The sequence below is a fragment of the Bordetella bronchialis genome (assembly GCF_001676705.1).
Lineage (GTDB): Bacteria > Pseudomonadota > Gammaproteobacteria > Burkholderiales > Burkholderiaceae_B > Bordetella_C > Bordetella_C bronchialis.
On sequence record NZ_CP016170.1, the window covers coordinates 2,718,354 to 2,744,458 of the forward strand.

24 protein-coding genes are annotated in these 26,105 nt (G+C 68.9%); 12 read left to right on the forward strand and 12 right to left on the reverse strand.

What is annotated here, in order from left to right; genetic code table 11:
- The first annotated feature begins 44 nt into the window (after positions 1-44).
- Positions 45-1,103 carry an isocitrate/isopropylmalate dehydrogenase family protein gene (locus BAU06_RS12030; RefSeq protein WP_066349305.1) on the forward strand — a complete coding sequence of 353 codons (1,059 nt, stop codon included), beginning with the start codon at positions 45-47 and terminating at the stop codon, positions 1,101-1,103.
- 199 nt (positions 1,104-1,302) lie between these two features.
- Positions 1,303-2,175, forward strand: coding sequence for an isocitrate lyase/PEP mutase family protein (locus tag BAU06_RS12035; RefSeq protein ID WP_066349310.1), 873 nt, complete (start codon positions 1,303-1,305; stop codon positions 2,173-2,175).
- A gap of 210 nt (positions 2,176-2,385) precedes the next feature.
- Here the strand turns inward: BAU06_RS12035 and BAU06_RS12040 are convergent, their stop codons facing one another.
- The 4 genes from BAU06_RS12040 to BAU06_RS12055 form a co-directional block, all read right to left on the reverse strand.
- On the reverse strand, positions 2,386-2,964 hold the full coding sequence (locus BAU06_RS12040; RefSeq protein ID WP_066349316.1) for a hypothetical protein: 579 nt from the start codon (positions 2,962-2,964) through the stop codon (positions 2,386-2,388).
- A 176-nt stretch (positions 2,965-3,140) separates the two neighbouring features.
- Complete coding sequence (locus BAU06_RS12045) at positions 3,141-4,655, reverse strand: efflux transporter outer membrane subunit (protein WP_082993648.1); 1,515 nt, start codon at positions 4,653-4,655, stop codon at positions 3,141-3,143.
- Between the two features lie 26 nt (positions 4,656-4,681).
- Entirely contained in the window at positions 4,682-5,953 is a 1,272-nt protein-coding gene (locus tag BAU06_RS12050) for an efflux RND transporter periplasmic adaptor subunit (protein WP_066349319.1), read from the reverse strand.
- A 2-nt stretch (positions 5,954-5,955) separates the two neighbouring features.
- Positions 5,956-9,171: an efflux RND transporter permease subunit gene (locus tag BAU06_RS12055; RefSeq protein WP_066349325.1), complete on the reverse strand. Its 3,216-nt coding sequence runs from the start codon at positions 9,169-9,171 to the stop codon at positions 5,956-5,958.
- 294 nt (positions 9,172-9,465) lie between these two features.
- On the opposite strand from BAU06_RS12055, the gene BAU06_RS12060 reads away from it, so the two are divergent.
- A complete protein-coding gene (locus tag BAU06_RS12060) occupies positions 9,466-10,635 on the forward strand; it encodes an alpha-hydroxy acid oxidase (protein WP_066349327.1) in 1,170 nt (389 codons plus the stop codon).
- 33 nt (positions 10,636-10,668) lie between these two features.
- Here BAU06_RS12060 and BAU06_RS12065 read toward each other — a convergent pair whose 3' ends face one another.
- From BAU06_RS12065 to BAU06_RS12075, 3 genes are read right to left on the reverse strand one after another with little or no spacing between them, the layout of a single operon-like run.
- Positions 10,669-11,556: a LysR family transcriptional regulator gene (locus BAU06_RS12065; RefSeq protein WP_066349329.1), complete on the reverse strand. Its 888-nt coding sequence runs from the start codon at positions 11,554-11,556 to the stop codon at positions 10,669-10,671.
- A 54-nt stretch (positions 11,557-11,610) separates the two neighbouring features.
- A complete protein-coding gene (locus tag BAU06_RS12070; RefSeq protein ID WP_066349331.1) occupies positions 11,611-11,916 on the reverse strand; it encodes an Rdx family protein in 306 nt (101 codons plus the stop codon).
- Positions 11,913-12,812 (reverse strand): LysR family transcriptional regulator, encoded by a 900-nt coding sequence (locus BAU06_RS12075; RefSeq protein WP_066349352.1) that lies wholly within the window; start codon positions 12,810-12,812, stop codon positions 11,913-11,915. The genes BAU06_RS12070 and BAU06_RS12075 overlap by 4 nt, the downstream gene beginning before the upstream one ends.
- 118 nt (positions 12,813-12,930) lie before the next feature.
- On the opposite strand from BAU06_RS12075, the gene BAU06_RS12080 reads away from it, so the two are divergent.
- Entirely contained in the window at positions 12,931-13,695 is a 765-nt protein-coding gene (locus tag BAU06_RS12080) for a sulfite exporter TauE/SafE family protein (protein WP_066349354.1), read from the forward strand.
- A gap of 81 nt (positions 13,696-13,776) precedes the next feature.
- Complete coding sequence (locus BAU06_RS12085; protein ID WP_066349355.1) at positions 13,777-15,258, forward strand: bifunctional ADP-dependent NAD(P)H-hydrate dehydratase/NAD(P)H-hydrate epimerase; 1,482 nt, start codon at positions 13,777-13,779, stop codon at positions 15,256-15,258.
- 31 nt (positions 15,259-15,289) lie between these two features.
- On the opposite strand, the gene BAU06_RS12090 is transcribed toward BAU06_RS12085, so the two are convergent.
- The gene (locus tag BAU06_RS12090) at positions 15,290-16,453 is read right to left on the reverse strand and encodes an alpha/beta hydrolase (protein ID WP_197509497.1); all 1,164 of its coding nucleotides are present in this window, start codon (positions 16,451-16,453) and stop codon (positions 15,290-15,292) included.
- A gap of 165 nt (positions 16,454-16,618) precedes the next feature.
- Between BAU06_RS12090 and modA the strand changes: the two genes are divergently transcribed.
- From modA to BAU06_RS12110, 4 genes are all read left to right on the forward strand, one after another.
- On the forward strand, positions 16,619-17,374 hold the full coding sequence (gene modA, locus BAU06_RS12095) for a molybdate ABC transporter substrate-binding protein (protein ID WP_415834899.1): 756 nt from the start codon (positions 16,619-16,621) through the stop codon (positions 17,372-17,374).
- 12 nt (positions 17,375-17,386) lie between these two features.
- The gene (gene modB / locus BAU06_RS12100) at positions 17,387-18,064 is read left to right on the forward strand and encodes a molybdate ABC transporter permease subunit (protein WP_066349356.1); all 678 of its coding nucleotides are present in this window, start codon (positions 17,387-17,389) and stop codon (positions 18,062-18,064) included.
- Positions 18,065-18,081: 17 nt separating this feature from the next.
- A complete protein-coding gene (gene modC / locus BAU06_RS12105) occupies positions 18,082-19,218 on the forward strand; it encodes a molybdenum ABC transporter ATP-binding protein (protein WP_066358944.1) in 1,137 nt (378 codons plus the stop codon).
- 79 nt (positions 19,219-19,297) lie between these two features.
- Complete coding sequence (locus tag BAU06_RS12110) at positions 19,298-19,690, forward strand: winged helix-turn-helix domain-containing protein (RefSeq protein ID WP_082988166.1); 393 nt, start codon at positions 19,298-19,300, stop codon at positions 19,688-19,690.
- Here the strand turns inward: BAU06_RS12110 and BAU06_RS12115 are convergent.
- Positions 19,668-20,642, reverse strand: a complete 975-nt coding sequence (locus tag BAU06_RS12115) for a LysR family transcriptional regulator (RefSeq protein WP_066349362.1) — start codon at positions 20,640-20,642, stop codon at positions 19,668-19,670. The genes BAU06_RS12110 and BAU06_RS12115 overlap by 23 nt on opposite strands.
- Before the next feature lie 122 nt (positions 20,643-20,764).
- On the opposite strand from BAU06_RS12115, the gene BAU06_RS12120 reads away from it, so the two are divergent.
- The 3 genes from BAU06_RS12120 to BAU06_RS12130 all read left to right on the forward strand — a co-directional run bounded on the left by BAU06_RS12120 (position 20,765) and on the right by BAU06_RS12130 (position 23,754).
- Positions 20,765-22,048, forward strand: a complete 1,284-nt coding sequence (locus BAU06_RS12120; protein WP_197509498.1) for a 3-isopropylmalate dehydratase large subunit — start codon at positions 20,765-20,767, stop codon at positions 22,046-22,048.
- The gene (locus BAU06_RS12125) at positions 22,041-22,574 is read left to right on the forward strand and encodes a 3-isopropylmalate dehydratase small subunit (protein ID WP_066349366.1); all 534 of its coding nucleotides are present in this window, start codon (positions 22,041-22,043) and stop codon (positions 22,572-22,574) included. The genes BAU06_RS12120 and BAU06_RS12125 overlap by 8 nt, the downstream gene beginning before the upstream one ends.
- A gap of 196 nt (positions 22,575-22,770) precedes the next feature.
- Entirely contained in the window at positions 22,771-23,754 is a 984-nt protein-coding gene (locus tag BAU06_RS12130) for a Bug family tripartite tricarboxylate transporter substrate binding protein (protein WP_066349373.1), read from the forward strand.
- 33 nt (positions 23,755-23,787) lie between these two features.
- Here the strand turns inward: BAU06_RS12130 and BAU06_RS12135 are convergent, their stop codons facing one another.
- The 3 genes from BAU06_RS12135 to BAU06_RS12145 all read right to left on the reverse strand — a co-directional run bounded on the left by BAU06_RS12135 (position 23,788) and on the right by BAU06_RS12145 (position 25,918).
- Positions 23,788-24,063, reverse strand: a complete 276-nt coding sequence (locus BAU06_RS12135) for a hypothetical protein (RefSeq protein WP_066349375.1) — start codon at positions 24,061-24,063, stop codon at positions 23,788-23,790.
- Positions 24,064-24,086: 23 nt separating this feature from the next.
- Positions 24,087-24,566: a Spy/CpxP family protein refolding chaperone gene (locus tag BAU06_RS12140; protein WP_066349378.1), complete on the reverse strand. Its 480-nt coding sequence runs from the start codon at positions 24,564-24,566 to the stop codon at positions 24,087-24,089.
- 236 nt (positions 24,567-24,802) lie between these two features.
- A complete protein-coding gene (locus tag BAU06_RS12145) occupies positions 24,803-25,918 on the reverse strand; it encodes a LysR substrate-binding domain-containing protein (protein ID WP_082993866.1) in 1,116 nt (371 codons plus the stop codon).
- Positions 25,919-26,105: the final 187 nt, after the last annotated feature.

The window sequence follows — 26,105 nt, forward strand, 5'->3', positions numbered from 1 at the left end:
GCTCGACTCGGCCGCATCCGCCCCTTCGTAATCGAGGAAATCACATGAAAATCGTAGTGCTGCCCGGTGACGGGATCGGTCCGGAAACCATGGCCGTGGCCGTCGACATGCTGCAGGCCGTCGACCGGCGCTTCGGCCTGGGCTTGCAACTGGAGCACGACATCGCCGGCCACGAAAGCCTGAAGCGCCATGGCGCCACGGTGACGCCCGCGCTGCTGGAGAAAGTGCGCGCCGCCGATGGCCTGATGCTGGGTCCCATGTCGACGTACGACTTCAAGGACGAAGCGAAGGGCGAAATCAACCCCTCGATGTTCTTCCGCAAGAAGCTGGACCTGTACGCCAATATCCGGCCCGCGCGCACATACAAGGGCATTCCCGTCCGCCTGGGCGAGTTCGACCTGGTGGTGGTGCGCGAAAACACCGAAGGCTTCTACGCGGACCGCAATATCGAGTCGGGCGCCAGCGAAATGCTGATCACGCCGGACGTGGTGGTGTCGCTGCGCCGTATTACGCGGCTGTGCTGCGAGCGCATCGCGCGTTCGGCCTTCGAGCTGGCCATGACGCGCAAGAAGCACGTCACCATCGTGCACAAGGCGAATGTGCTGAAAATCGGCGATGGCATGTTCATCGGCGAATGCCACAAGGTCGCCAGGGAATTCCCGGAAGTGCGGGTCGACGACGTCATCGTGGACGCCATGATGGCGCACGTGGTGCGCGCGCCCGACCGCTACGACGTGGTGGTGACCACCAATATGTTCGGCGACATCCTCTCGGACCTGACGGCGGAAATGTCGGGCAGCCTGGGCCTGGGCGGCTCGTTGAACGCCGGCCGCGATCATGCGATGGGCCAGGCGGCGCACGGCTCCGCGCCCGATATCGCGGGCCAGAACATCGCCAACCCTGCCTCGCAGGTGCTGTCGGCCGCGATGCTGCTGAACTGGTACGGCCAGCGCAAGGGCAAGCAGGCCTTCGTGCAGGCCGCCGCCGCGATCGACAAGGCCCTGGAAGAGGCCGTCGCCGCACGCGAATGCACCAAGGATGTCGGCGGCACGCTGGGCACGCGTGAAGCCGGGGCGGCATGGGTGAAGCGGCTGGCCGCTTAATCCCGATGTCAGCTGCGATGTCAACGCGATACGCGATTCGTTTTTAATGAATACACTTCATTAATGAACTGACCTGGGCCGGATTGACCCGGCGGGACGACCTGACTAGACTGCAACGGCCGCGGCCCGGCGGGACACTGCCGGGACCCGCGTCGCGGGCCGCAGGGCCCGGCCATCAACGCGTATACGAGACATCATCATGAGCGAAACGACGAAACAGCGCCTGCGCCGCCGGGTGGAGCAGCGCAACGGCCTGCTCGTTCCTGGCGCCTTCAATGCCATGAGCGCCCGGGTCGTGGCCGACCAGGGCTTCGAGGCGGTTTACCTGACGGGCGCCGGGCTGACCAATATGCACTACGGCGTGCCCGACCTGGGCATCATCGGCCTGCGCGATGTCGCGGACGCCACGTCGCGCCTGCGCGAGGCGGTGGACCTGCCCATCATCGTCGACGGCGACACCGGTTTCGGCAACGCGGTCAACGTCTGGCATACCGTGCGCGCGCTGGAGCGCGCCGGCGCGGATGCGATCCAGCTGGAAGACCAGCTCTTTCCCAAGCGCTGCGGCCATTTTTCCGGCAAGGAAGTCGCGCCGCTGCCGGAGATGCTGTCCAAGATCCGTGCGGCCGCGGACGCGCGCCGCGACCAGGACTTCCTGATCATCGCGCGCACGGATTCCCGCGCCGTGCTGGGCTTCGATGCCGCGGTGGAGCGGGCCCAGGCCTTTGCCGACGCGGGCGCCGACATCCTTTTCGTGGAGGCGACGGAAAGCCTGGAGGAAGTCCGCGCGCTGCCCAAGCTGCTGGATAAACCCCAACTGATCAATATCGTGATCGGCGGCAAGACGCCCGCGCTTACCGCCGAGGAACTCGGCCAGATGGGCTACGGCATCATCCTTTACGCCAACGCGGCGCTGCAAAGCGCGGTCGCCGGCATGCAGCGCGCGCTGGGCATGCTCAAGCGCGATGGCCTGCTGAAAGAAGATCCCGGCCTGGTCGCGCCTTTCCTCGAGCGCCAGCGCCTGGTGCAGAAGCCGCTGTACGACGAGCTGGAAAAGAAGTACGCCGACAAATAAGCGCCTGTCGCGGCCGCGACTGCTCAAAACCGCGTACGCCTGCGAGCGATTGGCCGGGCGCATGTCGGTCGATGCAACACCAGACGGTTCCACGACCGACGCATCGCAACGGTATCGCGGTCTGGTGGAGCTTGCCTGTCTTCGGGCTATCGAAACGGCGGCGCGCCGGGACGGGCGCCGCCGCCGTTCGCGCCGCCTTCCTGCCTGGCGTCAGGCGGCGGCCAGGGCGGCCGATTTGTGGCTCAGGATGGTCTCAAGCTGGCGGCGGGCGCAGTCGAGCCGGTGGATGCGGCCCGAGAACTCCTGGTATGCCCGTTCGTTGCCCTCGACGAACGAGTGATCCTGGAAGTGCTGCAGCTTGGCGCGGATGTCCTCATGGAATTTCATGATGCGCGTGACGTCCTGCTCGGAGGCCCGCGCGATGAAGTCATCCCGGAACGCCTTGACGATATCGTTGGCCTTCCGGTCGCGCTCGGCGGGAAAGCCGGTCTTGGCGGCGCGGATGAAATCGATGAACAGGGCTTTGTCGCCGCCCATCTTCACATAGCGCCCGATCTCGCCTTTCCATTCCCGCTCGATCGCCTTGCGGATTTTCTTCTCCGCGTGGGGATGGGCGTCCACATTGGAGTAGTAGTCATTCTGGTAATAGCCGATACGCGTGGCGCCGGGCTCCTTGCCGTCGCCGGGCTTTGCCGCCGCGGCCAGTGAGGCCGGGCGCCGCGAGGCAGCGGTATCCAGATACTCGCCGAGCTTCTTGAAAAACGGCGAAATTTCGACGCGGAACAACATCTTGAATCTCTCAAAACAACAAGGGGAGACAAGATTACCGAGCACGCAAGCGCCCGCACAATGGCGCTCGGCCCCCGCGAAGTCGAAATAGCAAGTTCCTACTTGTGCCAGTAATCGATCCGCCGGCGCCGTCGGCGATTTGCCGGCCGCGGCGTTAATCCGACGCCGGCGCGAAGCTAGTCCGCCTGGGCGCGCGGCCCCATGGCGTCCGGCGCGGCACGGCCGCTCCAGTCCCCGCCCAGCGCCTTCACCAGGAACACCGAGACCAGCAGTTGCTGGCCTTTCAGCTGGGCGGCCTGCCGCTCGGTATTCAGGACGGCCTGCTGGGCCGTGATGACGTCAAGGTAGGTGGTGGCGCCGCCGCTGTAGCGGTCGGCGGCCATGTCCAGCACCTTGCGCGCGTCGGCGACCGCCTTCTGCGATTGGGTGGTGGCCCGGTCCAGGGCCGCCAGGCCGGTGATGCCGTCTTCCACCTCCTGCATGGCGCCCAGCACGATGCGGCGGTAATTGGCCACGGTGGCGTCGTAGCCGGCCCGGGCGAAATCGACGTTGGCGCGCGTGCGCCCGGCGTCGAACAGGGTTTGCACCGCCGATACGCCGACCGACCACAACAGGCTGGGCGCGTCGAGCAAGGCGCCGATCTCGCGGCTATCGGCGCCGATGCTGGGATTGAGGATGACGCTGGGATAGAAAGCCGCCGTCGCCACGCCGATCTGCGCGTTGGCGGCGGCCATGGCGCGTTCGGCGGCCGCGATATCGGGCCGGCGTTCCAGCAGGTCCGAAGGCAGGCCCAGCGGGATGGGCGGCGGCATGATGGCCACGGTAAGGGGTTGCGGCGGCAGCTCGAAGTTGGGCGCGGGCGTGCCGGTCAGCGAGGCGATGGCGTGCTCGAACTGCGCGCGCTGCCGGGCCAGGACCTCTACCTGGGTCAGCGTGTTGTCCAGCAGCGCCTGCTGCTGCGCCACTTCCAGGCCGGATGCCGCGCCGCCGTCATAGCGGGCGGTGATGAGCTCCAGCGCGCGGCGCTGCAAGGCCACGGAGCGATTGACCACATCGATCTCCGTGTCCAGCGCGCGCAGGTTGATGTAGTTGGCGGCCAGTTCCGCGCTCAGCACCAGGCGGGCATTGGCCAGGTCGGCCTCGGCCTGCTGTGCCGTGGCCGCCGAGGCCTCGGTGGCGCGCGACACCCGGCCGAACAGGTCGACCTCGTAGCTGGCGTTGAAGGAAAAGTTGTAGTCGTTCTGTACCGTCGAGTACTGCGGCGACGCGTAGTTGGTCAGCGGCCGGTTGCCCGAAATCTTGAAGCGCGACACGCGCGTGCCCAGGCTCAGCTGCGGGAAAAGGCCGGCGCGGCTGGCGTCGGCGCTGGCGCGCGCCTGGGCCAGCCGCGCCGCGGCGATCGCCAGCGTCGGGTTGGCCGCCAGCGCCTGCGCCTGCAGGCGATTCAGCGTCGGATCGTTATAGCGCAGCCACCACTCGCCCTTGTCCAGGGCGTCGGCGGGCGATGCCTGGCGCCAGGGCGATTCCAGCTTCCATGTGACGGGCAGGTCGACCTGGGGTTTGCGGTAGTCGGGGCCGACGGCACAGGCCGACAGCAGCAGGGCCAGCCCCAGCAGCGCGGCGCGCGTCCCCGGGTGGCCGGTGTGGGCCTTGCGCCGCGACGATGTGCCGGCGCCATGGCCGCCGGTCATCCGCGCCTGTCCTCCACGGCCACTCGTCATTGTTCCGTTCCCGACGCATGGCCGGCCGCCGCGGCGCCGATGGCGGGCACCGGCGTGGGCGCGGGCGTCTTGCCCTGGGCCACCTGCACCACGTCGCCCGCGGCCAGCGAGTCGGCCGGATTCAGCACGATGCGGTCCGTCCCTTGCAGGCCGTCGGCCACTTCGATGGTCTGGCCGAAATTGCGGCCCAGCGTGACGCGGCGCAGGTCGATGCGGCCTTCCGGCCCGACGACGGCCACCATGGTGCCTTCGCGGCGGAATAGCAGGGTGTTGGTGGGCACGGCCAGCGTGTCGCCCGCCGGCAGATTCAGGGCCACCGATACGTAGGCGCCCGGCAGCAGCGCGCCGTCGGGATTGCGCAGGCTGATCTCCACCTGCATGGTGCGGGTCGCCAGATCGATGGACGCGGCGGTGCGCGCGATCGTGCCGGTGAATTTCTGGCCGCCCAGTTCGGCCTGCGTGACCGTGACGTGCTCGCCTACCTTGACCAGCTGCGCGTAGCGCTGCGGTACGTTGATATAGACCCGCAGGGGATCGGTCTGCGCCATCAGGAACAGGGGGCGGCCGCTGCCCGCGTCGATCAGGTCGCCGACGTCGACGTTGCGGCGCGTGATGATGCCCGAGAACGGCGCCACGATGCGCTTGAAGCCTTCCAGCTGGCGCAGGCGCTGTTCGTTGGCCTGGGCGGCGGCCAGGTTGGCGGCCGCCTGGGCCGCGCTGCCGCGCTTCTCTTCCAGGTCCTGCTGCGAAACGACGTCCTTGCGGCGCAGCGCTTCCCAGCGCGCCAGCGTGCTGTTGGCCAGGTTCAGCGCCGCTTTCGCCTGCTCGCGCGCGGCAATGGCCTGCGAAAGCTGCTGGTCGATTTCCGGGGTCTCGATTTCCGCCAGCAGTTCGCCTTTCTCGACGCGGCTGCCGATGTCCTTGGTCCAGCGCTTCAGGTAGCCGCTGGCGCGTGCCGACAGCGGCGCCTGCACGTAGCCCTGCAGGGTGCCGGGCAGCGCCAGCGACTGGCCGTTCTCCGGCGTGGAGGGCAGGGTCGTCTGTACATACTGCATCGCGCGCTGGTGCGTGCCGCTTTCCAGCTCATTCGCGTTCTGGATGCGGCTGACCACCGTGCGCGCCGCGCCCAGGGCCAGCACGGCAAGCACGATCAGCATCAGCCAGCGGCTGCGGCGCACGATCTGGTCGCGCTTGAGCAAGTCGCCCGCGCCGGCACCGCCGGGCTCCAGCGGATGTATCCCCAATTCGTTGTGTCGCTGCTCCGACATGCTCAAATCTCCCGCTGCGAGGCGTCCGGCGCGAGCGGCGGGACGGGCCCGGCGCCCGCGGAGCCGGCCTTGCGGCGTTCCAGGCGATGATGTATGCCGGCGAACACCACCGGCACGAAGAAAAGGGTGGAAACGGTGGCGAACAGCAGGCCGCCGATCACGGCGCGGCCCAGCGGCGCGTTCTGCTCGGCGCCTTCGCCCAGGCCCAGTGCCATGGGAATCATGCCGATGATCATGGCCAGCGCCGTCATCATCACGGGACGCAGGCGCGTGGCGCCGGCTTCCAGGGCGGCCGAAAGCACGGGCGCGCCTTCCTCGCGCCGCTGCCGCGCGAAGGAAACCAGCAGGATGCTGTTGGCCGTGGCCACGCCCATGGTCATGATGGCCCCGGTCAGCGCCGGCACGCTCAGTGTCGTGCCGGTGATGAACAGCATCCAGGCGATGCCCGCCAGCGCCGCCGGCAGGGCGGTGATGATGATGAAGGCGTCTATCCAGGATTGGAAGTTCACCACGATCAGCAGATAGACCAGCACGATGGCCATCAGCAGGCCCACGCCCAGGCCGATGAAGGAGTTCTGCATGGTCTCGACCTGGCCCAGGATTTGCACCTGGCTGCCGCGCGGCAGCTTGTGGCGGATCTCGTCGACCTGCCTGGACACCTGCGAGGCCACGCTGGCCAGGTCCTTGCCCTGCACCCCGACGTAGACGTCGATGGCGGGCTGGATGTTGTAGCGCGAGACCACGGCGGGCTGGCGGGCGGGGCGGATGTCCACCAGGTTGCCCAGCAACTGGGTATTGCCGCCGCCGGCCGCGCCGGGCGCGCCCACGGGCAGCGCCAGCAATTGGTCCATGCCGTCGATCTGGTATTGCGGCGCCTGCACGGCCACGCTGTAGACGATGCCGTTGCGCGGATTCAGCCAGAAGGCAGGCGAGGTCTGCGTGCTGCCGGAAAGCGCGATCAGGACGCTCTGGCCGACGTTGGCCGCGCTCAGGCCCACCTGCTGCAGGCGCGTGCGGTCCATGACCATGTTCAGCGTGGGCAGGTCCAGCCTCTGGTGGATGTGGGCGTCCACCGCGCCGGGAATCTGGCGTATGCCGCGCACGAGCTCGGCGGCCAGCCGTGCGTTGGCTTCCATGTCGGCGCCGGTGAACTTGACGTTGATGGCGGCGGGCAGGCCGAAGTTGAGGATCTGCGTGACGATGTCCGCGGGCTGGAAGAAGAACTCCAGGCCGGGAAAGCGCTTGGGCAGCTCGGCGCGGAGCAGGGCGATGTAGTCGTCGGTGGGCGCGTGGCCGTCGCGCAGCGACATCAGGATCTCGCCGTCCAGCGAGCCGAAGGTGCCGGCATTGCTATAGGACAGGTTGATGCCGCTATTGGGCACGCCCAGGTTGTCCAGGATGGTTTCCAGATCCCTGGCCGGAATCAACTCGCGGATATGGTTTTCCACCTCGTCGGCCAATCGGGCGGTTTCCTCTATGCGTGTGCCGGTGGGCATGCGTACGTGCAGGCGGATCTGGCCCGCGTCCACGGACGGGAAGAAGTCGCGGCCCAGGAAGGGATAGAGCAGGCAGGACAGCAGGCAGAAGCCCAGAAAGAGCAGGGCGAATGCCTTGCGGCGCGCCAGTTGCGCCGACAGCAGCAGGGTGTAGGCGCGCCGCATGCGTTCGAAGCGCTGGTCGAAGGCGCGGTACACGCGCTGCAGTGTGCTGTGCCGGGCATCCGGATCTTCCTTGCCGTGATTGCGCATCAGCAGCATGACCAGCGTGGGCACGAGCGTGCGCGACAGGACGTAGGACGCCAGCATCGCGAACACCACGGCCTCGGCCAGCGGGACGAACAGGAAGCGCGCGACGCCGGACAGGAAGAACATCGGCACGAAGACGATACAGATACAGATCGTCGACACGAAGGCGGCCACGCCGATTTCGTTGGCGCCGTCCAGGATGGCGGCCTCCAGCTTCTTGCCCAGGTGCATGTGGCGCTCGATGTTCTCGATGGTCACGATGGCCTGGTCCACCAGGATGCCCACGGACAGCGCCAGTCCGCCCAGGGTCATCAGGTTCAAAGTTTCGCCCAGCGCCTTCAGCGCCAGGATGGACGCCAGGATGGACAGCGGGATGGTCAGGGCGATGATCAGCGTGCTGCGCCAGTTGCCCAGGAACAGCAGCACCATGGTGGCGGTCAGCAGCGCGGCGATGATCGCCTCCAGCACCACGCCCTTGACGGCCGCCTTCACGAACACCGACTGGTCGAACAGCGGCGTCAGCTTGATTTCCGGCGGCAGGGTCGCGACCACGCTGGGCAGCAGCTCGTACAGGTTGGACACGATGTCCAGCGTGGACGCGCCGCCGTTCTTCAGTACCGACAGCAGCACGCCGCGCACGCCGTCCTGCCGCACGATATTGGTCTGGGGGTTGTAGCCGTCGCGCACATAGGCCACGTCGCGCAGGTAGGTCGTGGCGCCGCCCGGTATGGCCCGGACCGGCAGATTGTTCAGGCCGGCGATCGTCTCCGGCGAGCTGTTCATGCGGACGTTGTACTCCGTCTCGCCGAACTTCGCCGTGCCCGAGGGCAGGATCAGGTTCTGCGCATTGATGGCGTTGACGACGTCGGACGGCGACAGGCCGCGGGCCTGCAGCGCCTGCAAATCCAGGTCCACCGAAATGACGCGGTTCTTGCCGCCGTAGGGGAAGGGCACCGCCACGCCGGGAATCGTGATCAGCCGGGGGCGCAGGGTATTCAGCGCGGCGTCGAACAGGGCCTGTTCCGGCATCGTCGGGCTCGAAAGGCCCAGCTGGATCACCGGAATGCTGGAGGCCGAGTATTTGATCACCAGGGGCGGCGTGATGCCGGGCGGCAGCTGGCGCACCTGCGTCTGCTCGGCCGCCACGACCTGGGCGATGGCGGTCTGGATGTTGGCGGTGGGCTGGAAGAAGATCTTGATGACCGAAATGCCGGCCAGCGAGGTGGATTCGATGTGCTCGATATCGCTGACGGTGGTGGTCAGGCTGCGCTCGTTCTGCGCGGCGATGCGCGCGCCCATTTCCTGGGCGGACAGGCCGTTGTAGTTCCAGATGATGCTGATGACCGGAATATTGATTTCCGGGAAGATGTCCGTAGCCATGCGCATCAAGGCGAATGGCGTGGCCAGGATGATCAGCAGCGCCATCACGATGAACGTATAAGGGCGCCGCAATGCCAATTGCACTACCGACACGGCGACTCCCGGGACGTAAGCGGCTCGGACTGCTGCTAGAAGACTACGAAACGTAACAGCTATTTTTGGGCATGGCGCGGCAAAGCGCAAGGCGGATAAACGAGGGGTTTGCCCTGATATCCTGCTTTTTGTGGGTGCCCTGGTTCAATGACGCTACCGGTCCGGCCGCCACGCCGCGGTCGTCGCGGCGGGCCGGGGCGGCCGCCCCGTCCCGGGGCCTGGGTTAAGCTCTCGCCTCGCGTCACTCCAGATCGCCTTTCAGACCGCCGCCAACCAAGGACTGCCTACTCGACCATGCCTTTGCCGTCACGATCCTTTATCGCCACCATAGAAGACCTGCGCAAGATCGCCGAAAAGCGGGTGCCGCGCATGTTTTACGACTACGCGGATTCCGGCTCATGGACTGAATCGACCTATCGCGCCAACGAGGCCGATCTGCAGAAGATCCGTTTCCGCCAGCGCGTGGCGCGAAACATGGAAAACCGCAATATCGCCACCACGATGGTGGGGATACCCACCGCCATGCCGGTGGCGCTGGCGCCCACGGGCCTGACCGGGATGCAGCATGCCGATGGCGAGATCCTGGCCGCGCAGGCGGCGGAAGCCTTCGGCGTGCCGTTCACCTTGTCCACCATGAGCATCTGCTCCATCGAGGACGTGGCGGAAAACACCACCAAGCCCTTCTGGTTCCAGCTGTACATGATGCGCGACCGCGACTTCATCGAACGGCTGATCGACCGCGCCAAGGCGGCCAATTGTTCGGCGCTGATGCTGACGCTGGACCTGCAGATCCTGGGCCAGCGCCACAAGGACCTGCGCAACGGCCTGACGGCGCCGCCGCGCCTGACGCTGCGCAACATCCTGAACATGATGGGCAAGCCGGCCTGGTGCTACCACATGCTGGGCACCAAGCGGCGGGCCTTCCGCAATATCGTCGGCCATGCAAAGGGCGTGGGCGACATGTCGTCGCTGTCGTCCTGGACGGCGGAGCAGTTCGATCCGCGCCTGGATTGGGGCGACGTCGAATGGATCAAGAAGCGCTGGGGCGGCAAGCTCATCCTGAAAGGCATCCTGGATGCCGAGGACGCGCGCCTGGCCGCCGATACCGGGGCGGACGCCCTGGTCGTCAGCAACCATGGCGGGCGCCAGCTGGACGGCGCGATGTCGGCCGTCAGCATGCTGCCTTCCATCGTGGATGCGGTGGACAAGCGCATCGAGGTATGGATGGACAGCGGGATACGCTCGGGGCAGGACATCCTGCGCGCCGTGGCGCTGGGCGCGCGGGGCACGCTGATCGGCCGGTCGTTCCTGTACGGCCTGGGGGCGGGCGGGCGCGAAGGCGTGACCAAGGCGCTGCAGATCCTGGCCAATGAGCTGGATGTCACCATGGCCCTGTGCGGCCACCGCAACATCCACGACATCGATCGCGGAATCCTGATGCCGGGCACCTATCCGACGCCGTGACGGGCGGGTCCGGCGGTGGCCGCCGGACCGGCGCTAAGGCCGCGATTGCACGATGAAGTCGTACAGGCGCTGCGCCGCGGCCGACAGCGCGCGGCCGCGCCGCTTGATCAGGCCCAGGGTACGCGCGATGGCCGGCTCCACCAGCGGCACGCTGACCAGGGTCGCATGGCCCAGGTGCGGCATGCCCAGCTTGGGCACCACGCCCACGCCCACCCCGGCTTCCACCAGGCTGACCAGCGCGGGCACGTGCTGGACTTCGCAGAACCAGCGCGGCAGGGCCGCGGTATTGGCCAGTGCCTGGTCGATCAGCATGCGGTTGCCGCTGCCCTGCGCGACGGCGACGTAGTCGTGCCCGGCCAGCTCGGCCCAGCGTACCTTGCGCCTGCGGGCCAGGGGGTGTTCGCGCGAGCAGGCCAGGACGAAGGGGTCTTCGATCAACGGCTCGAACTCCACGTCGGGCTCCTGCGTGCCGATATAGGTCAGGCCGAAGTCGGCCTCGCTGCGCGCGACGGTAGTCAGTATTTCCGCGGAGGTTTCGTCGCGGATGCGCAGGCGGATGCGCGGGTATTCGTCGTGATAGGCCTTGATCACGCGCGGCAGGAAAAACGCGACCGCCGACGGGACGCAGGCGATGGTGACCTCGCCGGACATGCGGTCTGCCAGGTCGCGCGTGCCGAGCAGGGCGCTTTCCAGTTCGTTCAGCACATGCCTGGCCTTGTGCACGAAGCCACGCCCCGCGGTGGTCAGTTCCAGGCGCCGGGTGGTGCGCTCGAACAGGCGTATGCCCAGCGCGCCTTCCAGCTTTTCGATGCGCCGGCTCAGGGCGGATTGGGAAATGCACAGGACTTCCGCGGCGGCGCGGAAACTGCCGTGATCGCTGGCGGCCACGAAGGCGCGCAGGTCTGCCAAGTCGAAGTTCATGCGGTTGTCAAGCGGGGCGGTGGCGCGATGTATCCGGGCGTCGGCGGTATCGGCCTAACGGCCCTGGGCATGATGGTCGCGGTCGATATGGCCCAGGTCGCGCCCGGGATCGATATGGTCGCGAACCAGCTGCTTCAGGGTCTTGGCATCGGGGAAGCCGCCCTGGGCCTTGCGGTCCCAGACCAGCGCCCCGCCGCAATGCACCTGGAAGATGCCGCCGGTGCCGGGAATGAGCGCGACCTCGCCCAGGTCGGTGCCGAAGGTGGACAACAGTTCCTGGGCCATCCAGGCCGCGCGCAGCAACCATTGGCATTGCGTGCAATAGGTGATCGCGACGCGGGGCGGGGTGGGGGCGGTCATAACGGGTCTCCGGCTTTCGGCTGCAGCGCCAGGATCAGGGCGCGCGCGTAATGGGGCAGGCCTTCCAGCGTGCGCGCGCACAGCATCAGTCGGCGATCGGCCCAGGTCTCGTCCAGTATAAGCAGGCGGGCGCCGCCGCGGCCGCGCCAGCGGCGCGCGGCGGACTCGGGCATGATGCCCAGGCCGGCGCCCTGGATGACGAGCCGCGCCACGGCATCGAAGCCCTGTACCCGCACGCGCGCGGGCAGCGAGCGGCCGATGCGCGCCGCCTGGTCGTCCAGGTAGACGCACAAGGCCGTCGTGGCCGGCAGGCCCACGTGGGGATGGTCCAGGGTTTCGCTGTATCGCACGCGGGCGCGACGCGCCAGCGCATGGCCGCGCGGCGCCAGCAGCACCAGCCGGTCGCGCCGGAAGGGCGTGGCGTACAGGCCGCCCAGGTCCACCGCGTCGGAGACGATGCCCACGTCCGCCGTGCCCGCGCGCAATTCGGGCAGGATGCGGTGGCTGGGTTCTTCCTGCAGGTCCACGTCGATGCTGGGATGATCGCGCAGGAAAGCGCCCAGCGGCTCGGGCAGGTGCTCGGTGACGGCGGCGGTGTTGCACAGGAGCCGTACGCGGCCCTTGAAGCCGCTGGCGTAGTCGCCCAGGTCTTCCCGCATGCGTTCCACATGCTGCAGCAGGCTGCGCGCATGATAGGCCAGCGCCTGGCCGGCCGGCGTGGGCCGCACGCCGCGGCGGCCGCGCGTCAGCAAGGCGGTACCCAGCGAGTCTTCCAGACCGCGCAGCCGTGCGCTGGCCGATGCCAGCGCAAGGTGGGTGCGGGCGGCGCCGGCCGTAATGCTGCCGGTTTCGGTCGTGTTCAGGAACAGCCGGAGATCGGTCAGGTCGAAATGCAAGCGATGTCCATGGGGTGCGCCCGGCGGTTCCTGGGCGGGTCCAGCCTTCGGATGGTCCGAAGGCTCCCTAAGTGTAATACCGCTTTTCCGCGGCGCGCGCGGCGGGCATGATGCCGGCATGAATAATTTGTTCGACTTCTACCGCGAGGGCGGCGTGGCCCTGGCGCTGCTGGTGGCCGCCAGCTTCGGCGTGGCCGGCCTGGTAAAGGGTGTCATCGGCCTGGGCCTGCCCACCGTTTCCATCGCGCTGCTCAGTGTGGCTATGGCGCCCGCGCAGGCTGCCGCGCTCCTGATCATTCCCTCCATGGTGACCAACGTCTGGCAACTGGCCGCCGGCGGACGCTTCGTGTATCTGCTGCGCCGCCTGTGGACCATGCTGGTGGGCGTCGTCGCCGGTACCTGGGCGGCGGGACTGTGGCTGGCCGGGCGCGAGACGGCGTGGGCCGGCCACGCATTGGGCGCGGCGTTGCTGGTATACGCCGCCCTCGGCCTGAGTGCCGTGCGGCTCAGCGTTCCGGCCCAGGCTCAGGGTTGGGCGGGCCCCCTCGTCGGCGCCACCACCGGCGCGATCACGTCGGCGACGGGCGTTTTCGTCATTCCCGCCGTGCCGTATCTGCAGGCCCTGGGCCTGGACCGCAACGAGCTGGTGCAGGCGATGGGGCTGGCGTTCACGGCATCCACCGTGGCGCTGGCCGGGGACCTGATCCATGGCGGCCAGTTGGGCGGGCGCGAAGCCTGGGCCTCGCTGCTGGCCCTGTTGCCCGCGTTGCTGGGGATGATGGCGGGGCAATGGCTGCGCCACCGGGTCAGCGCGACGGTCTTCCGCCGCTGTTTTTTCGCCGGCATCGGCGTATTGGGCCTGCACCTGCTTCTGGCGGGGTGAGCACCGCCGCCGGCTGCGCTACAGTCTACGCAGGCCGGCGGCGCGGGTGCGCCTTCCCGGTATGACGACGGAGGCCCGCCCATGAACGACCACGCCTTGTTGACGCCCCAGGAAATGGCCGCCGCCGACCACGCCGCGATGCTGGCCGGCCATGCGGGCGTCACCCTGATGGAAAACGCCGGCGCCGCGGTGGCGCGCGCCGTCCGGGCGCGCTGGTCGCCGCGTCCCGTGGCGGTGCTGTGCGGTCCGGGCAATAACGGCGGCGACGGCTTCGTCGCCGCGCGCTATCTGCGGGCCGCCGGCTGGCCCGTCACGGTCGCGCTGATGGGCACGGTGGACGAACTGAAGGGCGACGCCGCCCATCATGCCGGCTTGTGGCAGGGCGACGTGCTGCCGCTGACGCCGTCCGTGCTGGAAGACGCGGGGCTGGTCGTCGATGCGGTCTTCGGCGCCGGCCTGGCGCGTCCGGTAGAGGGCCTGGCGGCCGCCACGCTGCGGGCGGCCGCGGAGGCCGGCCTGCCCATCTGCGCGGTGGATACGCCCAGCGGGGTGGACGGCGCCACCGGCGAAGTACGCGGCATCGCCATGCAGGCGGCCTGCACCGTGACCTTCTTCCGCAAGAAGCCCGGCCATCTGCTACTGCCCGGCCGCGCACTATGCGGCGAGCTGATCGTGGCCGATATCGGTATCCCGGATGCGGTGCTGCGGACGGTGGCCTCCCACGCGCACGAGAACACGCCGGCCGCCTGGCTGCCGCGTTTCCCCTGGCCGCGGCTGGACGGGCACAAGTATGCCCGCGGGCACGCCGTGGTCATGGGCGGCGCGGTCATGACGGGCGCCGCGCGCCTTTCCGCGTTGGCGGCCGCGCGCATCGGCGCGGGCCTGGTCACCGTGGCGGCCCCGCGCCCCGCGTGGGCCGTCTACGCCGCCGCGTTGACCAGCATCATGGTGCAGCCGATGGAGAACGACCGCGCATTCGCCGACTTGCTGGCGGACACGCGCAAGAACGCCATCGCCATCGGTCCCGGCGCCGGCGTGGCGGATGCCACCCGCGCGCATGTGCTCGACGCCCTGGCTACCCATCGCGCCGTGGTGCTGGATGCCGATGCGCTGACGGCCTTCGCCGACAAGCCCGCCGCGCTGTTCCACGCGATACACGGCCCTTGCGTGCTGACCCCGCACGAAGGCGAGTTCGGCCGCCTGTTCGACCGCGCCGGCGACAAGCTGGCGCGCGTCAGGCGGGCCGCGCAGCGCAGCGGGGCGGTGGTCCTGCTGAAGGGCGCCGACACGGTGATCGCAGCGCCGGACGGCCGTACCGCCATCAATGCCAACGCGCCGCCCGACCTGGCGACCGGCGGCACGGGCGATGTGTTGACGGGAATGATCGCCGGGCTGCTGGCCCAGGGCATGGAGGCCTTCGACGCTGCCTGCGCGGCGGCCTGGATCCATGGCGCGGCCGCCGCCCTGCATGGCCCGGGCTTGATCGCGGAAGACCTGCCGGCCTCGATACCCGCCGTGCTGCGCGATCTGAAAGCGCGCGGGCTACCGGCGCCCGGGCGCTGACCGGCGCCCCAGCCGCGGCGTGTACGGCAAGCTAGCGTGGCGTGGCGGACGACGGACCGCTGCCGCCGGCATACGCCTGGCGGGCGTCCGGCGCGGGCGCGCGGGCCGTGGGGTAATGCTGTTCCGCGCCGCTGGGCAGCGCGGCCACCAGCGGCGCGCGCATCCAGGCGGCGATGTCGCGCCAGACGGTTTCGGCCTGCAGGTCCCGTAGCAGCATGTGGTAGCCGTCTTGGTACAGTGCGACGCGCGGGCGGGCATTGGCGGGACTGTCCTCGATGCGGCGCAGGGTTTCCGCCACCACTTTGTCCGGCAGTACCTGTTCGTGGCGGCCGAACAGCACCAGCAGCGGGACGTCGGGCGGGATGGCGGGCAGGGCGGCCTCGGCGCTGCTCATCAGGTCGACCAGGCCTTTCAGGGCATCGATGCGCGTGCGCTTGATCACCAAGGGGTCCTTGCCCAGCGCGCGCAGCATTTCAATATTGTCCGACGGCATGATCTTCAGGCCGCGCGGGGGCTCGACCTCCATGCCGGGCATGGTGTTGTAGCCCACCCAGAGCGTGAAGCGATAGAAGGGGTTCATCACCTGGCGTCCCCACATCGCGGGAGCCGACAGGATGGCGCCGGCGATGCGGCGCGACAGCGGCACCGTGCCGCCCATGGGCGGGGTGCCCAGGGCCGTCGCCACCACGGCGCCGCCCATGCTTTCGCCCAGGACGTAGACAGGCAGGCCGGGGTGGGCGGCCGACACGGCATCCACGGCGGCGTTCAGGTCGGCGACCATGGTGGCCGTATCCGCCCAGATACCGGGGCGCGGCCCCGCACCGAAGCCGCGCTGGTCGTAGGCGTAGGTGACGATGCCCTGCGCGGCCCAGTAGCGCGCCGCCTGGTCGAAGGCATTGGAATAATCGTTCATGCCGTGCAAGGCGACGATGGCGGCCCAGGGCGACGGCGTCGCCTGCCAGGTGCGCAAGGGCAGGCGCGCGCCATCGATGGCCACCAGCGTATCGCCGGCCAGGGCCGGCGTGGCGCGCGCGGGGCCCATGGGCTGGTAGCTCGTGCTGCACGCGGCCAGGACCAGCACGAGCGCGGCCGCGCCCGCCCGGCGCAGCCAGCGCCCCGCCGGCGCAAGGCAGCGTTGGAGCAATTGGGCGGGCGTGCGGAACATCGGCATGGGCGAGGGCATGCGGACAGACAAGGGCGGTGGCATCGATTCTAAAAGAGGGAAGCGCGCGCGGCGTATGGCCTGCGTTGAATCGTCGGCCTTCGGGCCCGGTTTCTGGCGTACTATATCGCCCGTCGTATACATCCGGACATAACGAGTCCGTCACTGGGAGTCCATCGCATGGATATGGGAGTCCGCATGAAACCGCGTGCCGTTGCACTGGCGCTCGGCCTGCTCGCGGCCGCGGGGGCGCTTCCCGCCCTGGCCGCGGAGGTGCAGGTGGCCGTGGCCGCCAACTTCACCGCGCCCATGAAAGCCATCGCCGACGCGTTCCACAGGAAGACCGGCGATACGGTCATTGCCGCCTACGGCGCGACGGGGCAGTTCTATGCGCAGATCCGCAACGGCGCGCCCTTCGAGGTCTTCCTGGCCGCCGACGACACGACGCCGGCGCGGCTGGAGCAGGAGAATGCCACCGTGCCGGGCTCTCGGTTCACCTATGCGGTCGGCGCCCTGGCGCTGTGGTCCGCCAAGGCGGGCGTCGTCGACCAGGATGGCCAGGTGCTCCGGGGCAATGCCTACGCCCATCTGGCCATCGCCAATCCCAAGGCCGCCCCGTACGGACTGGCCGCGCTGCAGACCCTGGAGCAACTCGGCCTGCTGGACGCCCTGCGGCCCAAGATCGTCGAAGGACAGAACATCAGCCAGGCCCGGCAGTTCGTCGCCAGCGGCAACGCCGAACTGGGCTTCGTCGCGCTGTCGCAGATCTACAAGGACGGCAAACTGACCGGCGGCTCGGCCTGGGTGGTGCCCGAATCCCTGCACCAGCCCATCCGCCAGGATGCCGTCATCCTGCGGAAAGGCGCGGGCAATCCCGCGGCGCGCGCCTTCGTCGATTTCCTGAAGGGCCCGCAGGCCGAAAAAATCATCCTGTCCTATGGCTACAAGCGCTGACGGGACCCGCCCATGCTGACCGCCGAAGACGCCGCCGCCATCTGGCTGACGCTCAAGCTGGCGGCCCTGACGACCTTGCTATTGCTGGTCATCGGCACGCCCATCGCCTGGTGGCTGGCGCGCACGGCATCGCGCTGGCGCGGCCCGGTCAGCGCGGTCGTGGCCTTGCCGCTGGTGCTGCCGCCCACCGTCATCGGCTTCTATCTGCTGCTGGCGATGGGGCCGAACGGCACCATCGGGCGCCTGACCCAGGCGCTGGGCCTGGGCACCTTGCCTTTCAGCTTCGCGGGGCTGGTGGTGGGCTCGCTGGTGTATTCGCTGCCCTTCGTGGTGCAGCCCCTGCATAACGCGTTCAGCGCCGTCGGCCGCTTGCCGCTGGAAGCGGCCGCCACGCTGCGCGCGGGGCCCTGGGACCGCTTCGCGACGGTCGCCTTGCCCCTGGCCCGGCCCGGCTACCTGACGGCCGCCGTGCTGGGCTTCGCCCACACGGTCGGGGAGTTCGGCGTGGTGCTCATGATAGGCGGCAATATCCCGGGCAGTACCCGCGTGGTGTCCGTGCAGATCTACGACCATGTGGAAGCGCTGGAATACGGGCGGGCACACGTCCTGTCCGCGGGCATGGTGGTGCTGTCTTTCCTGGTGCTGCTGCTGCTTTATGCGCGGCGCGACCGCGCCGGGGGAAGGCCATGAGCGCCTCGCCGCAAGCCATGCCGCATGCCGGCGCCGTGCCTGCCGCCCCGGCACCGCGTCCGCCGGACGATAGCGTCATAGAGGCGCGCCTGCGCCTGCGGCAGGGCAGCTTCGACCTGGATGTCGATCTGCGCCTGCCGGGCCGTGGGGTGACGGCGCTGTTCGGGCCTTCCGGCTCCGGCAAGACCAGCCTGCTGCGATGCCTGGCGGGACTGGCCATGCCCGATCCCGGCTATCTGCGGGTAAACGGCGAGACCTGGCTCGATACCGCGCGCCGCCACGCGCTGCCGCCGCATCGCCGCGAGGTCGGCTATGTTTTCCAGGACGCGAACCTGTTCCCCCATCTGGACGTGCGCGCCAACCTGGCCTATGGCTACAAGCGCGTGGCGCCGTCCGCGCGGCGCATACAGCCGGCGGAGGCGGCCGCCTTGCTGGGCATCGACCATCTGCTGGCGCGCATGCCGGACCATCTGTCCGGCGGCGAGCGCCAGCGGGTGGGCATCGCGCGCGCCTTGCTGACCAGCCCGCGCCTGCTTTTGATGGACGAGCCGCTCGCCGCGCTGGACGACCGCCGCAAGCAGGAGATCCTGCCCTATCTGGAGCGCCTGCACGACGAACTGGACATTCCCATCGTTTACGTCAGCCATGCCGCGCGGGAGGTCGCGCGCCTGGCCGACCACGTGGTGCTGATGGAAAACGGGCGCGTCCTTTCCAGCGGCCCGATCGCGGGGACGCTGGCCGACCTGGGCTTGCCGCCGGCGCGCGGCGAACAGGCCGCGGTCATGGTCCAGGGCGTGGTGACCGGCTACGACGATGCCTACCGCCTGCTGTCGGTGGCGCTGCCGGGCAGCCGCTCCATCCTGCGCGTGGTGCATGCGGCCGTGCCCGCCGGCCGTGCCATGCGGCTGGTGGTCAACGCGCGCGACATCAGCCTGGCGCGCACCCGGCAGGAGGACGGCAGCATGCTCAACATCCTGCCGGTCACCGTGCAAGGCAGCACGCCGGCCGACAATCCCGCCCACGTCATGGTGCGACTGGATGCGGACGGCACATCGCTGCTGGCGCGCATCACGCGCTATTCCCACGACCGCCTGGAAGTCGCCCCGGGCAAGCGCTTCTGGGCGCAAATCAAGTCCGTGTCGCTACTGGCCTGAGCGGCGGCGGCGTGCCGCGCAGGGGCCGAGGCGCCACGGGCGTGCAACCCGCCCGGCCGCTTGCAGTATCCTTGCGCCCATGGCGACACCCTCCATCAAGACATCCGGTTCCGATACGCCGGCCGGCCAGGCCGACGTGCGGTTCCGCCTGCGTATCCGCAAGGGAGACCTGCTGGCCATCGGGCCCGGCAAGGTGGCCCTGCTGGAGGCGATCGCCGAACACGGGTCGATCTCCGCGGCGGCGCGCAGCCTGGGCATGTCATATCGCCGCGCCTGGCTGCTGATCGACGAATTGAATCGCGCGCTGCGCGAGCCCGCCACGCAATCCGGGCCGGGCGGCGTGAGCGGCGGCGGCAGCAGCCTGACGCCGGTGGGCGAGCGCATCGTCGCGCTGTATCGCGGTATCGAGGCGCGCGCCCATGCGGCCTGCGCAAACGAGATACGCGAACTTACCGCGCTGATGAACCCCTGAGATCGGCCGGCGGGTGTGCCCGGGCGCCGGAGCCCTTGCGTCCCTCGGCCGGCTGCGTGCCGATCTGCGCGACGGCGCCGCGGAACAGCTCGATGAAGCGCAGCGCCGGTTCGGACAGCACCGAACCGCGCCGCGTGATCAGGTTCAGCGAACGCCGCACCAGCGGATCGCGCAGCGGCTTGAGCACCATGTCCTGGGCACTGGCGGCGGGGCGGATACTGGTGGGCACGATGGCAATGCCCAGTTGCTCTCGCGCCAGCGCCAGCGCGGTGATCGTGTTGCTGGCTTCGTAGGCGGGCTGCAAGGCCTGGCCGGCGGCCAGGAAAACGTTCTCCGTCAAGGTGCGGACCGTGCTGCCCACGGTCAGCGTGATGATGGGTTGCTGCAGGACGTCCTTCCACCGCACGACGCGCTTGCGCGCCAGTTCGTGGCCGGGCGGCAAGGCCGCCGCGAGCGTGTCTTCGGTCAGCGGCTGGCTGTCCAGTTCGCTGTTCTTCTGGATGCCGAAGCCCAGGCCGAAATCGATTTCCCGCGCATAGATGCGGCCGATGATCTCCTCGTTCACGCATTCGCGGAACACCACGGACACGCGCGGATAGTCCGCGCGGAAGGCTTTCAGGACCTCGGGCAGGACGGTGCCGGCCAACTGGGGCGCCAGCCCGAAGGAAATCCGGCCGGCCTGGTCCGCCGCGATGCCGCGGCCGCAGGCCAGGATGGACTGGGCGTCCGCCAGCATGCGTTCGGCGATGGGCAGCACCTGCTTGCCCGCGGGGGTGAGGGCGACGCTGCGCGTCGTGCGCTCGACCAGGCGCGTATCCAGCCTTTCCTCCAGGCGCCGGATCAGGATGCTCAGGCCGGCCTGCGTCAGATGCAGTTGGTCCGCGGCACGGGAAAACCCGCCCAGGCGTGCCAGCAGCACGAAGGCTTCCAACTGGCGCAGGTTCAGATTCATAAAAGTCTGCAATGAGTGGATAGGCTACTGTTATTTTACTTATCAACGTCATGGCCTGACACTGTCGCATCGCTACTTCATGCAGGGCCACGGATATGGGCTATACCGCGATCGAGAAGGTCTTGGCGCGAACTTCGGGTAAACCCGGCGTGCGCGCCGGCGACCTGGTTTACCCGGAGCCCGATATGGTGATGATCCATGACGGCCTGGTGAAAGAAGCCAAGATGGAGCTGGACCGCATCGGCATCGGCCGCGTGATGCAGCCGAAGAAAGTGATGATGGTCAGCGACCACGACGTGGTCTATGGCAGCGCGCGGGCGGCCGAGCGCGGCGCCTACAACCGGCAGGCGGCGGCGCAATGGGGCGTGGGCCAGTTCTACGACGCGGGCCGCGGCGGCCATGGCCACATCTTCCCGATGGAAGACGGCAAGGTGCTGCCGGGCATGTTCTATTTCGACAACGATACCCACGCGACCAACGCCGGCGCGGTGGGCGCCTTCGGCATGCGCGTGGGCAACGAGATTTCGCGCGTGCTGGCCACCGGCACGACATGGGTGGAAGTACCGCGCACCGTGCTGCTGACGCTGCACGGGCGGCTGGCGCCAGGGGTGATGGCGCGCGATATCGGTTTCTATCTGGCGCGGCAGGTCAAGCGCAAGGCCCTGGATATCGACCTCGATTACCGGGTGCTGGAGTACGGCGGGGAGCTGGATGCCTTCGGCTTCGGCGCGCGCGTGGCCCTGTGCAGCACGCCCACCGAAATGCGGGCGGCCGGGGTGTTCGTGCCGCCTTCTCCGGCCATCCTGGCGTACTGCCGGCGGCATGCCCAGCGCGAGTTCGAACCGGTCTATAGCGATCCCGACGCCGAATACGAATCGCGCCATGCCATCGCGCTGGCGGATATCGCGCCCCAGGTATCGCTGCCGGGCAATGTCGGCAATGCCGTGGACGTCGACGAGGCCGCCGGCACGCGTATCGACCACGCCTTCATCGGCTCCTGTGGCTCGGGCACCTACGAGGACGTCCTGCGCGCCGCCAGCATCCTGAAGGGGCGCCGGGTCGCCGATCACGTCAGGCTGTTCGTGGTGCCGGGCACGGAACGCTCCACGCGGCGCCTGGCGCGCGACGGCGTCATGCAGATCCTGCTGGACGCCGGCGCGATGCTGCTGCCGGCGGGCTGCGGGCCCTGCAACGACGCCGTCGTCGGTCCGCTGGCGCCGGGCGAGGCCTCGATATCCACGGCCACCAATAACAATGCCGGTCGCTTCGGTCCGGTGGACGCGCGATTGTTCCTGGGCAATCCCGCCACCGTGGCGGCCTCGGCCGTGGCGGGCTGTATCGCCGATCCGCGCGGCGTGGAGGCCGATGCCGCGCTGTCCGACCTGAGCGAGAACGCCTATGAATGACTACCAGTGGGTACTGCGCGGCCGCTGCTACAGGCTGGGCGATGACGTGCCGCATCCCGGCGGCGTCATCCCGGCGCGCTTCATCACCGCGCGCGAAATGGATCCCCAGGTGCTCGTTCCGCATCTGTTCGAAGAGACCGATCCCGGCTTCCACGAGCGCTGCCGGCCGGGCGATATCATCGTCACCGGCCGCAATTTCGGCATGGGGCCCAAGGGCAACGGCTATGTGGCGATGCAGGCCCTGGGGCTGGGCCTGGTGTGCGAATCGATGTCGGTGCAGGCCTACCGCGCGGCCATCAGCACCGGATTGCGCGTGCTGAACCACTGCGAGGGCATCGCCGCGTGTTGCGAGACCGGCGACGACCTGGAAGTCGATTTCCTGGACGGGCGCTTCGTCAACCATAGCCGTGGCATCTCGCGCGAGCTGCCGCCGGTGCCGCAGGCGCTGCGCGAGCTGCTGGCCTGCGGCGGCAACGAAGGCTGGCTCAGGCACTGGTGGCAGTCGCGCCAGGCGGCCGCGGCATAAGGGTCCGCGCCGCAGGGCGCGGAAGGTCCCACCAGGGTAAGGGTGGAGACGGCAAAGCATAGGTGCCGGCGGACAGCAATGCACGGGACCGATGCGGGGACGCCGTGGCCGCTCCGGATACGGAGCGCGGCGGCGCTGTGTTCAATCGTCACAGGAGTGGCGCCGCGCCGTCTCGCGGTGGGCGCCTTTTGCCATCATGTCCATATCTCGATCCCGTTTCCTGCGTGGGGCGCTGGCGTGTGTCGTGCTCGGCGCCTCATCCGCCATGGCGGGCGGCGCGCCATCCTATCCCAGCGGTCCCATCCGCTTCGTCGTCCCCGCCACGCCGGGCGGCCCGACCGATGTCATCGCGCGCGTCGTGGCGCAGCACATCTCGCAATCGTGGGGCGTGCCGGTGGTGGTCGACAACCGCGCGGGCGCGGGCGGTGTCATCGGGGCTTCGTACGTGGTGTCCAGCAAGCCCGACGGCCAGACCGTACTGGTCGCGCCCAGTGCGTTCGGCGTACGGTCGGCGCTGGATCGCCGGCTGCCCTACGACCCCTTGAAGGACCTGGCGGGCGTGGGCCTGATGGCGCGATCGCCCAGCTTCCTGGTGGTGTCGCCCAGCCTGGGCGTGAAGTCGCTGGCCGAGCTGGCCGCCTATGGCAAGTCCCGGCCCGAAGGGGTGAGCTACGGCTCCGCCGGCATGGGCAGCACGGGACACCTGCATGCGGCGCAGTTCGCGGCGGTCTACGGTTTCGCGGCCGTACACGTCCCGTACCGCGGCACGCCGGAAGCGGTGACCGACGTCATGCAGAACCGCGTGCAATATGCCTTCGCCCCTGGCCCGAACGCCTTGCCCCTGGCGCGCGACGGACGCCTGCTGGTGCTGGGCGCGACATCGGCGGCCGCGGACAAGTTCATGCCCGGCGTGGCGGTGGTCGACAAGCCGGGCATGAGCGGATTCAATGCCGACGACTGGTTCGGCGCCCTGGTCCCGGGCGGGACGCCCATGCCCGTGCGCCAGAAGCTGAGCGCTGAAATCGCCCGCGTACTGGCGCTGCCCGAAGTGAGCAAGCGCCTGAACGACCTGGGCGCGGAACCGCAGTCCAGTACCCCGGAGCAGTTCGACGCGATGCTGAAGGACTATGTCGCGACGATACGCAAGCTGGGGGACGACATGCACATCACCCTGGAATAGCGCGCACGCGCGGGCACGCACGCGCCGCGGGCTTCAGTGGCGGTAGTCGCGATGATCGTCGCGATGGTGGCGGTGATCGTCGTGGTGCACGACCACGACCGGCCGCCGCGCGTGTCCCCATTCGTCGTGGCCGCGATAGACCACGGGCGGCGGCGCGACATATACCGGGCGGGGCGCGACGACGACGGGCGGCGGCGCGGTGTAGAGGGGCGTGCCGATGCCCAGGTTGATGCTGACTTGCGCCTGGGCGGCGGGAATGGCGGCCGCCGCCGCGACGCCGGCCAGGGCGGTCAGGATGGCTCGTTTCATGTGGCGGGTCCTATGGCCGGGGCTCAGCCCTTGCCGGGGGCCGGTGCGGCGGGGGCAGGGGCCTTGCCCCGGCGCGCGGCGTGGCGCTCGTGCGATTCGGCGAATACCTTGTCCGCGTTGCGCTTCTGCTCGTCGGGCATGGCGTTGTACAGGGGGGCGAACACGGCGGCCAGTTTCTTCACGCCGTCGGAGTTGGCCTGCGTGATCTGGGCATAGGAGTCCAGGTCGTCCAGGGCCGTCATCGTGTCGCGGCTCTCGCGCTTGGAAATCAGCTGGTCGATCTGCGTGGCGTTGTCGCGCATGGTCTGGGCGACGACGGACCACTGCTGTTCCTCGGCCGGCGTGATTTTCAGTTGCGCGTGCAGTGCCTTGATGTGCTGCTCGATACGCGCGTCGGCCTGGGACGCCGCCGGCGCACCGGTGGCGCTGACGGCCTGGGTTTGCGCCAGGGCCGCAGTGCCGAAAAGCAAGGACGCGGCCAGCACGGTGATGCGCAATTTCATCCTGTTCTCCTTGGGAAATGCGGGGTACATGTCCTGTCGGCCAGCGGGAACCGCATGGCCGTCCGGGAAGCGCTGCCAAGGATACGCATGCGCCATGGCGCGAATTTGTGCCGTCCCCCTTATTTGGTGATGAATCGTACTGTCAGCTTGGGGGCGCATGGCGGCCGAGGCCGGGCGGTACCAGGGAGGACCGCCGCCGGCCCGCGTCCGGACCCGGCAAGCGGCCTTGCCATTGCTTACGAGTCTTCCAGACTGTGAGGCGGCCGGCGGCGCGCGGCCGCGTTGGCGCGCGGCCTTTTTGCCGGCGCACGATGCGCGGTCGCTGCCGCGGCCCGTGGCGCGGGGCCGTGCGCGGCATCGCCGCCGGCATGGGCCAGCGGCGGGCCCGGTCGGATATCCTGGTCCGACGCGTCGGCCACGGTCTCGCGGCAGACGCTGCGCAGGATTTCGACAAAGCGTTCTTCCGCTTCCAGCGCGACGTCGCGGCGGCGGCGGATCAGGCTGATGGGCGGCAGCGACCAGTCGAAGCGCCAGGGAATGCGTGTGACGTGGCCGCCCAGGGCCAGGTCGTCGGCAATGTCTTCCGGGACGATGGAGACGAGGCTGTCGTCGTTGCGCATCAGGGCCGCGATGACGTCCATGGAATACGTCTGCATGCGCGGCGATGGCGGCCGCACGCCCGCCCGGGTGAAGAGCTCGCTGACCATGTTGCCGATCGGCGTGGCGGGCGTGGGCAGGATCCAGTTCATGCCGGCCAGTTCGCGCCAATCGGGCTGGCGCCGCGCCATGCGCCGGGCCAGCCTGGGATTGGCGATCAGCGCGGGGCGCTGCGGATACAGGACCTCGTGATGCAGGTCGTCGGTGCCCACCATGACAGAGGCGCGGCCGATGACGCAGTCGAGCACGTGCGCCCGCAGCGACTGCAGCAACTGGTCCGTGGTGGCGCGCTCCAGCCTGACGGTGATCCGGTGCCGCGCGTACAGGCGTTCCACGGTGGGCACCAGGATGCGCGCGGAGATAAACGGAATGGCGCCCACGTGCAGGTGCGCCGAATGGCCGCCGCGCAGCGCGTCCATCTCGATGGCCCAGTGGTCGATGTCCTGCAGCATGTGCCGCGCGCGCACCTGCGCCAGTTCTCCGAGCGGAGTGGGATGCAGTCCGCGCGCCGTGCGGACGAACAAGGGGCCGCCGAACAGGTCCTCGATTTCCGCCAGGGACTTGGTGGCGGCCGGCTGGCTGACGCCCATGGATTCCGCCACGCGCGTCAGCGAATCGCCGGGGGCGATGCGCGTCAGCAGCGTCAGGTGGCGCAGCTTCAGGCGGGACAGCAGGCGGGACGATGCGGTAACCATGGCGGGGGTCCGGTGGTGGAAGGGGCCGGCGATATGCCGGTGCATGGCCGGTGGATCGAGGGTGAATGGCCGGCCGGACGGGCAGGGACGGGCGCGGTACGTTCGGCCCGCGCGCCCATAACCATCCGGTTATCGCGCCATTATAAAAAACATGAGTTCCGTTATTGCTCGCGGCCTATACTTACTT

Coding starts and splice junctions, on each gene's coding strand:
- BAU06_RS12130 (WP_066349373.1), top strand. CDS start 22,771: ATGTCCATATCTCGATCCCGTTTCCTGCGTGGGGCGCTGGCGTGTGTC.
- BAU06_RS12040 (WP_066349316.1), bottom strand. CDS start 2,964: ATGTTGTTCCGCGTCGAAATTTCGCCGTTTTTCAAGAAGCTCGGCGAG.
- BAU06_RS12050 (WP_066349319.1), bottom strand. CDS start 5,953: ATGTCGGAGCAGCGACACAACGAATTGGGGATACATCCGCTGGAGCCC.
- modA (WP_415834899.1), top strand. CDS start 16,619: ATGAAACCGCGTGCCGTTGCACTGGCGCTCGGCCTGCTCGCGGCCGCG.
- BAU06_RS12065 (WP_066349329.1), bottom strand. CDS start 11,556: ATGAACTTCGACTTGGCAGACCTGCGCGCCTTCGTGGCCGCCAGCGAT.
- modC (WP_066358944.1), top strand. CDS start 18,082: ATGCCGCATGCCGGCGCCGTGCCTGCCGCCCCGGCACCGCGTCCGCCG.
- BAU06_RS12060 (WP_066349327.1), top strand. CDS start 9,466: ATGCCTTTGCCGTCACGATCCTTTATCGCCACCATAGAAGACCTGCGC.
- BAU06_RS12140 (WP_066349378.1), bottom strand. CDS start 24,566: ATGAAATTGCGCATCACCGTGCTGGCCGCGTCCTTGCTTTTCGGCACT.
- BAU06_RS12070 (WP_066349331.1), bottom strand. CDS start 11,916: ATGACCGCCCCCACCCCGCCCCGCGTCGCGATCACCTATTGCACGCAA.
- modB (WP_066349356.1), top strand. CDS start 17,387: ATGCTGACCGCCGAAGACGCCGCCGCCATCTGGCTGACGCTCAAGCTG.
- BAU06_RS12115 (WP_066349362.1), bottom strand. CDS start 20,642: ATGAATCTGAACCTGCGCCAGTTGGAAGCCTTCGTGCTGCTGGCACGC.
- BAU06_RS12135 (WP_066349375.1), bottom strand. CDS start 24,063: ATGAAACGAGCCATCCTGACCGCCCTGGCCGGCGTCGCGGCGGCGGCC.
- BAU06_RS12145 (WP_082993866.1), bottom strand. CDS start 25,918: ATGGTTACCGCATCGTCCCGCCTGCTGTCCCGCCTGAAGCTGCGCCAC.
- BAU06_RS12125 (WP_066349366.1), top strand. CDS start 22,041: ATGAATGACTACCAGTGGGTACTGCGCGGCCGCTGCTACAGGCTGGGC.
- BAU06_RS12045 (WP_082993648.1), bottom strand. CDS start 4,655: ATGACCGGCGGCCATGGCGCCGGCACATCGTCGCGGCGCAAGGCCCAC.
- BAU06_RS12030 (WP_066349305.1), top strand. CDS start 45: ATGAAAATCGTAGTGCTGCCCGGTGACGGGATCGGTCCGGAAACCATG.
- BAU06_RS12035 (WP_066349310.1), top strand. CDS start 1,303: ATGAGCGAAACGACGAAACAGCGCCTGCGCCGCCGGGTGGAGCAGCGC.
- BAU06_RS12080 (WP_066349354.1), top strand. CDS start 12,931: ATGAATAATTTGTTCGACTTCTACCGCGAGGGCGGCGTGGCCCTGGCG.
- BAU06_RS12110 (WP_082988166.1), top strand. CDS start 19,298: ATGGCGACACCCTCCATCAAGACATCCGGTTCCGATACGCCGGCCGGC.
- BAU06_RS12085 (WP_066349355.1), top strand. CDS start 13,777: ATGAACGACCACGCCTTGTTGACGCCCCAGGAAATGGCCGCCGCCGAC.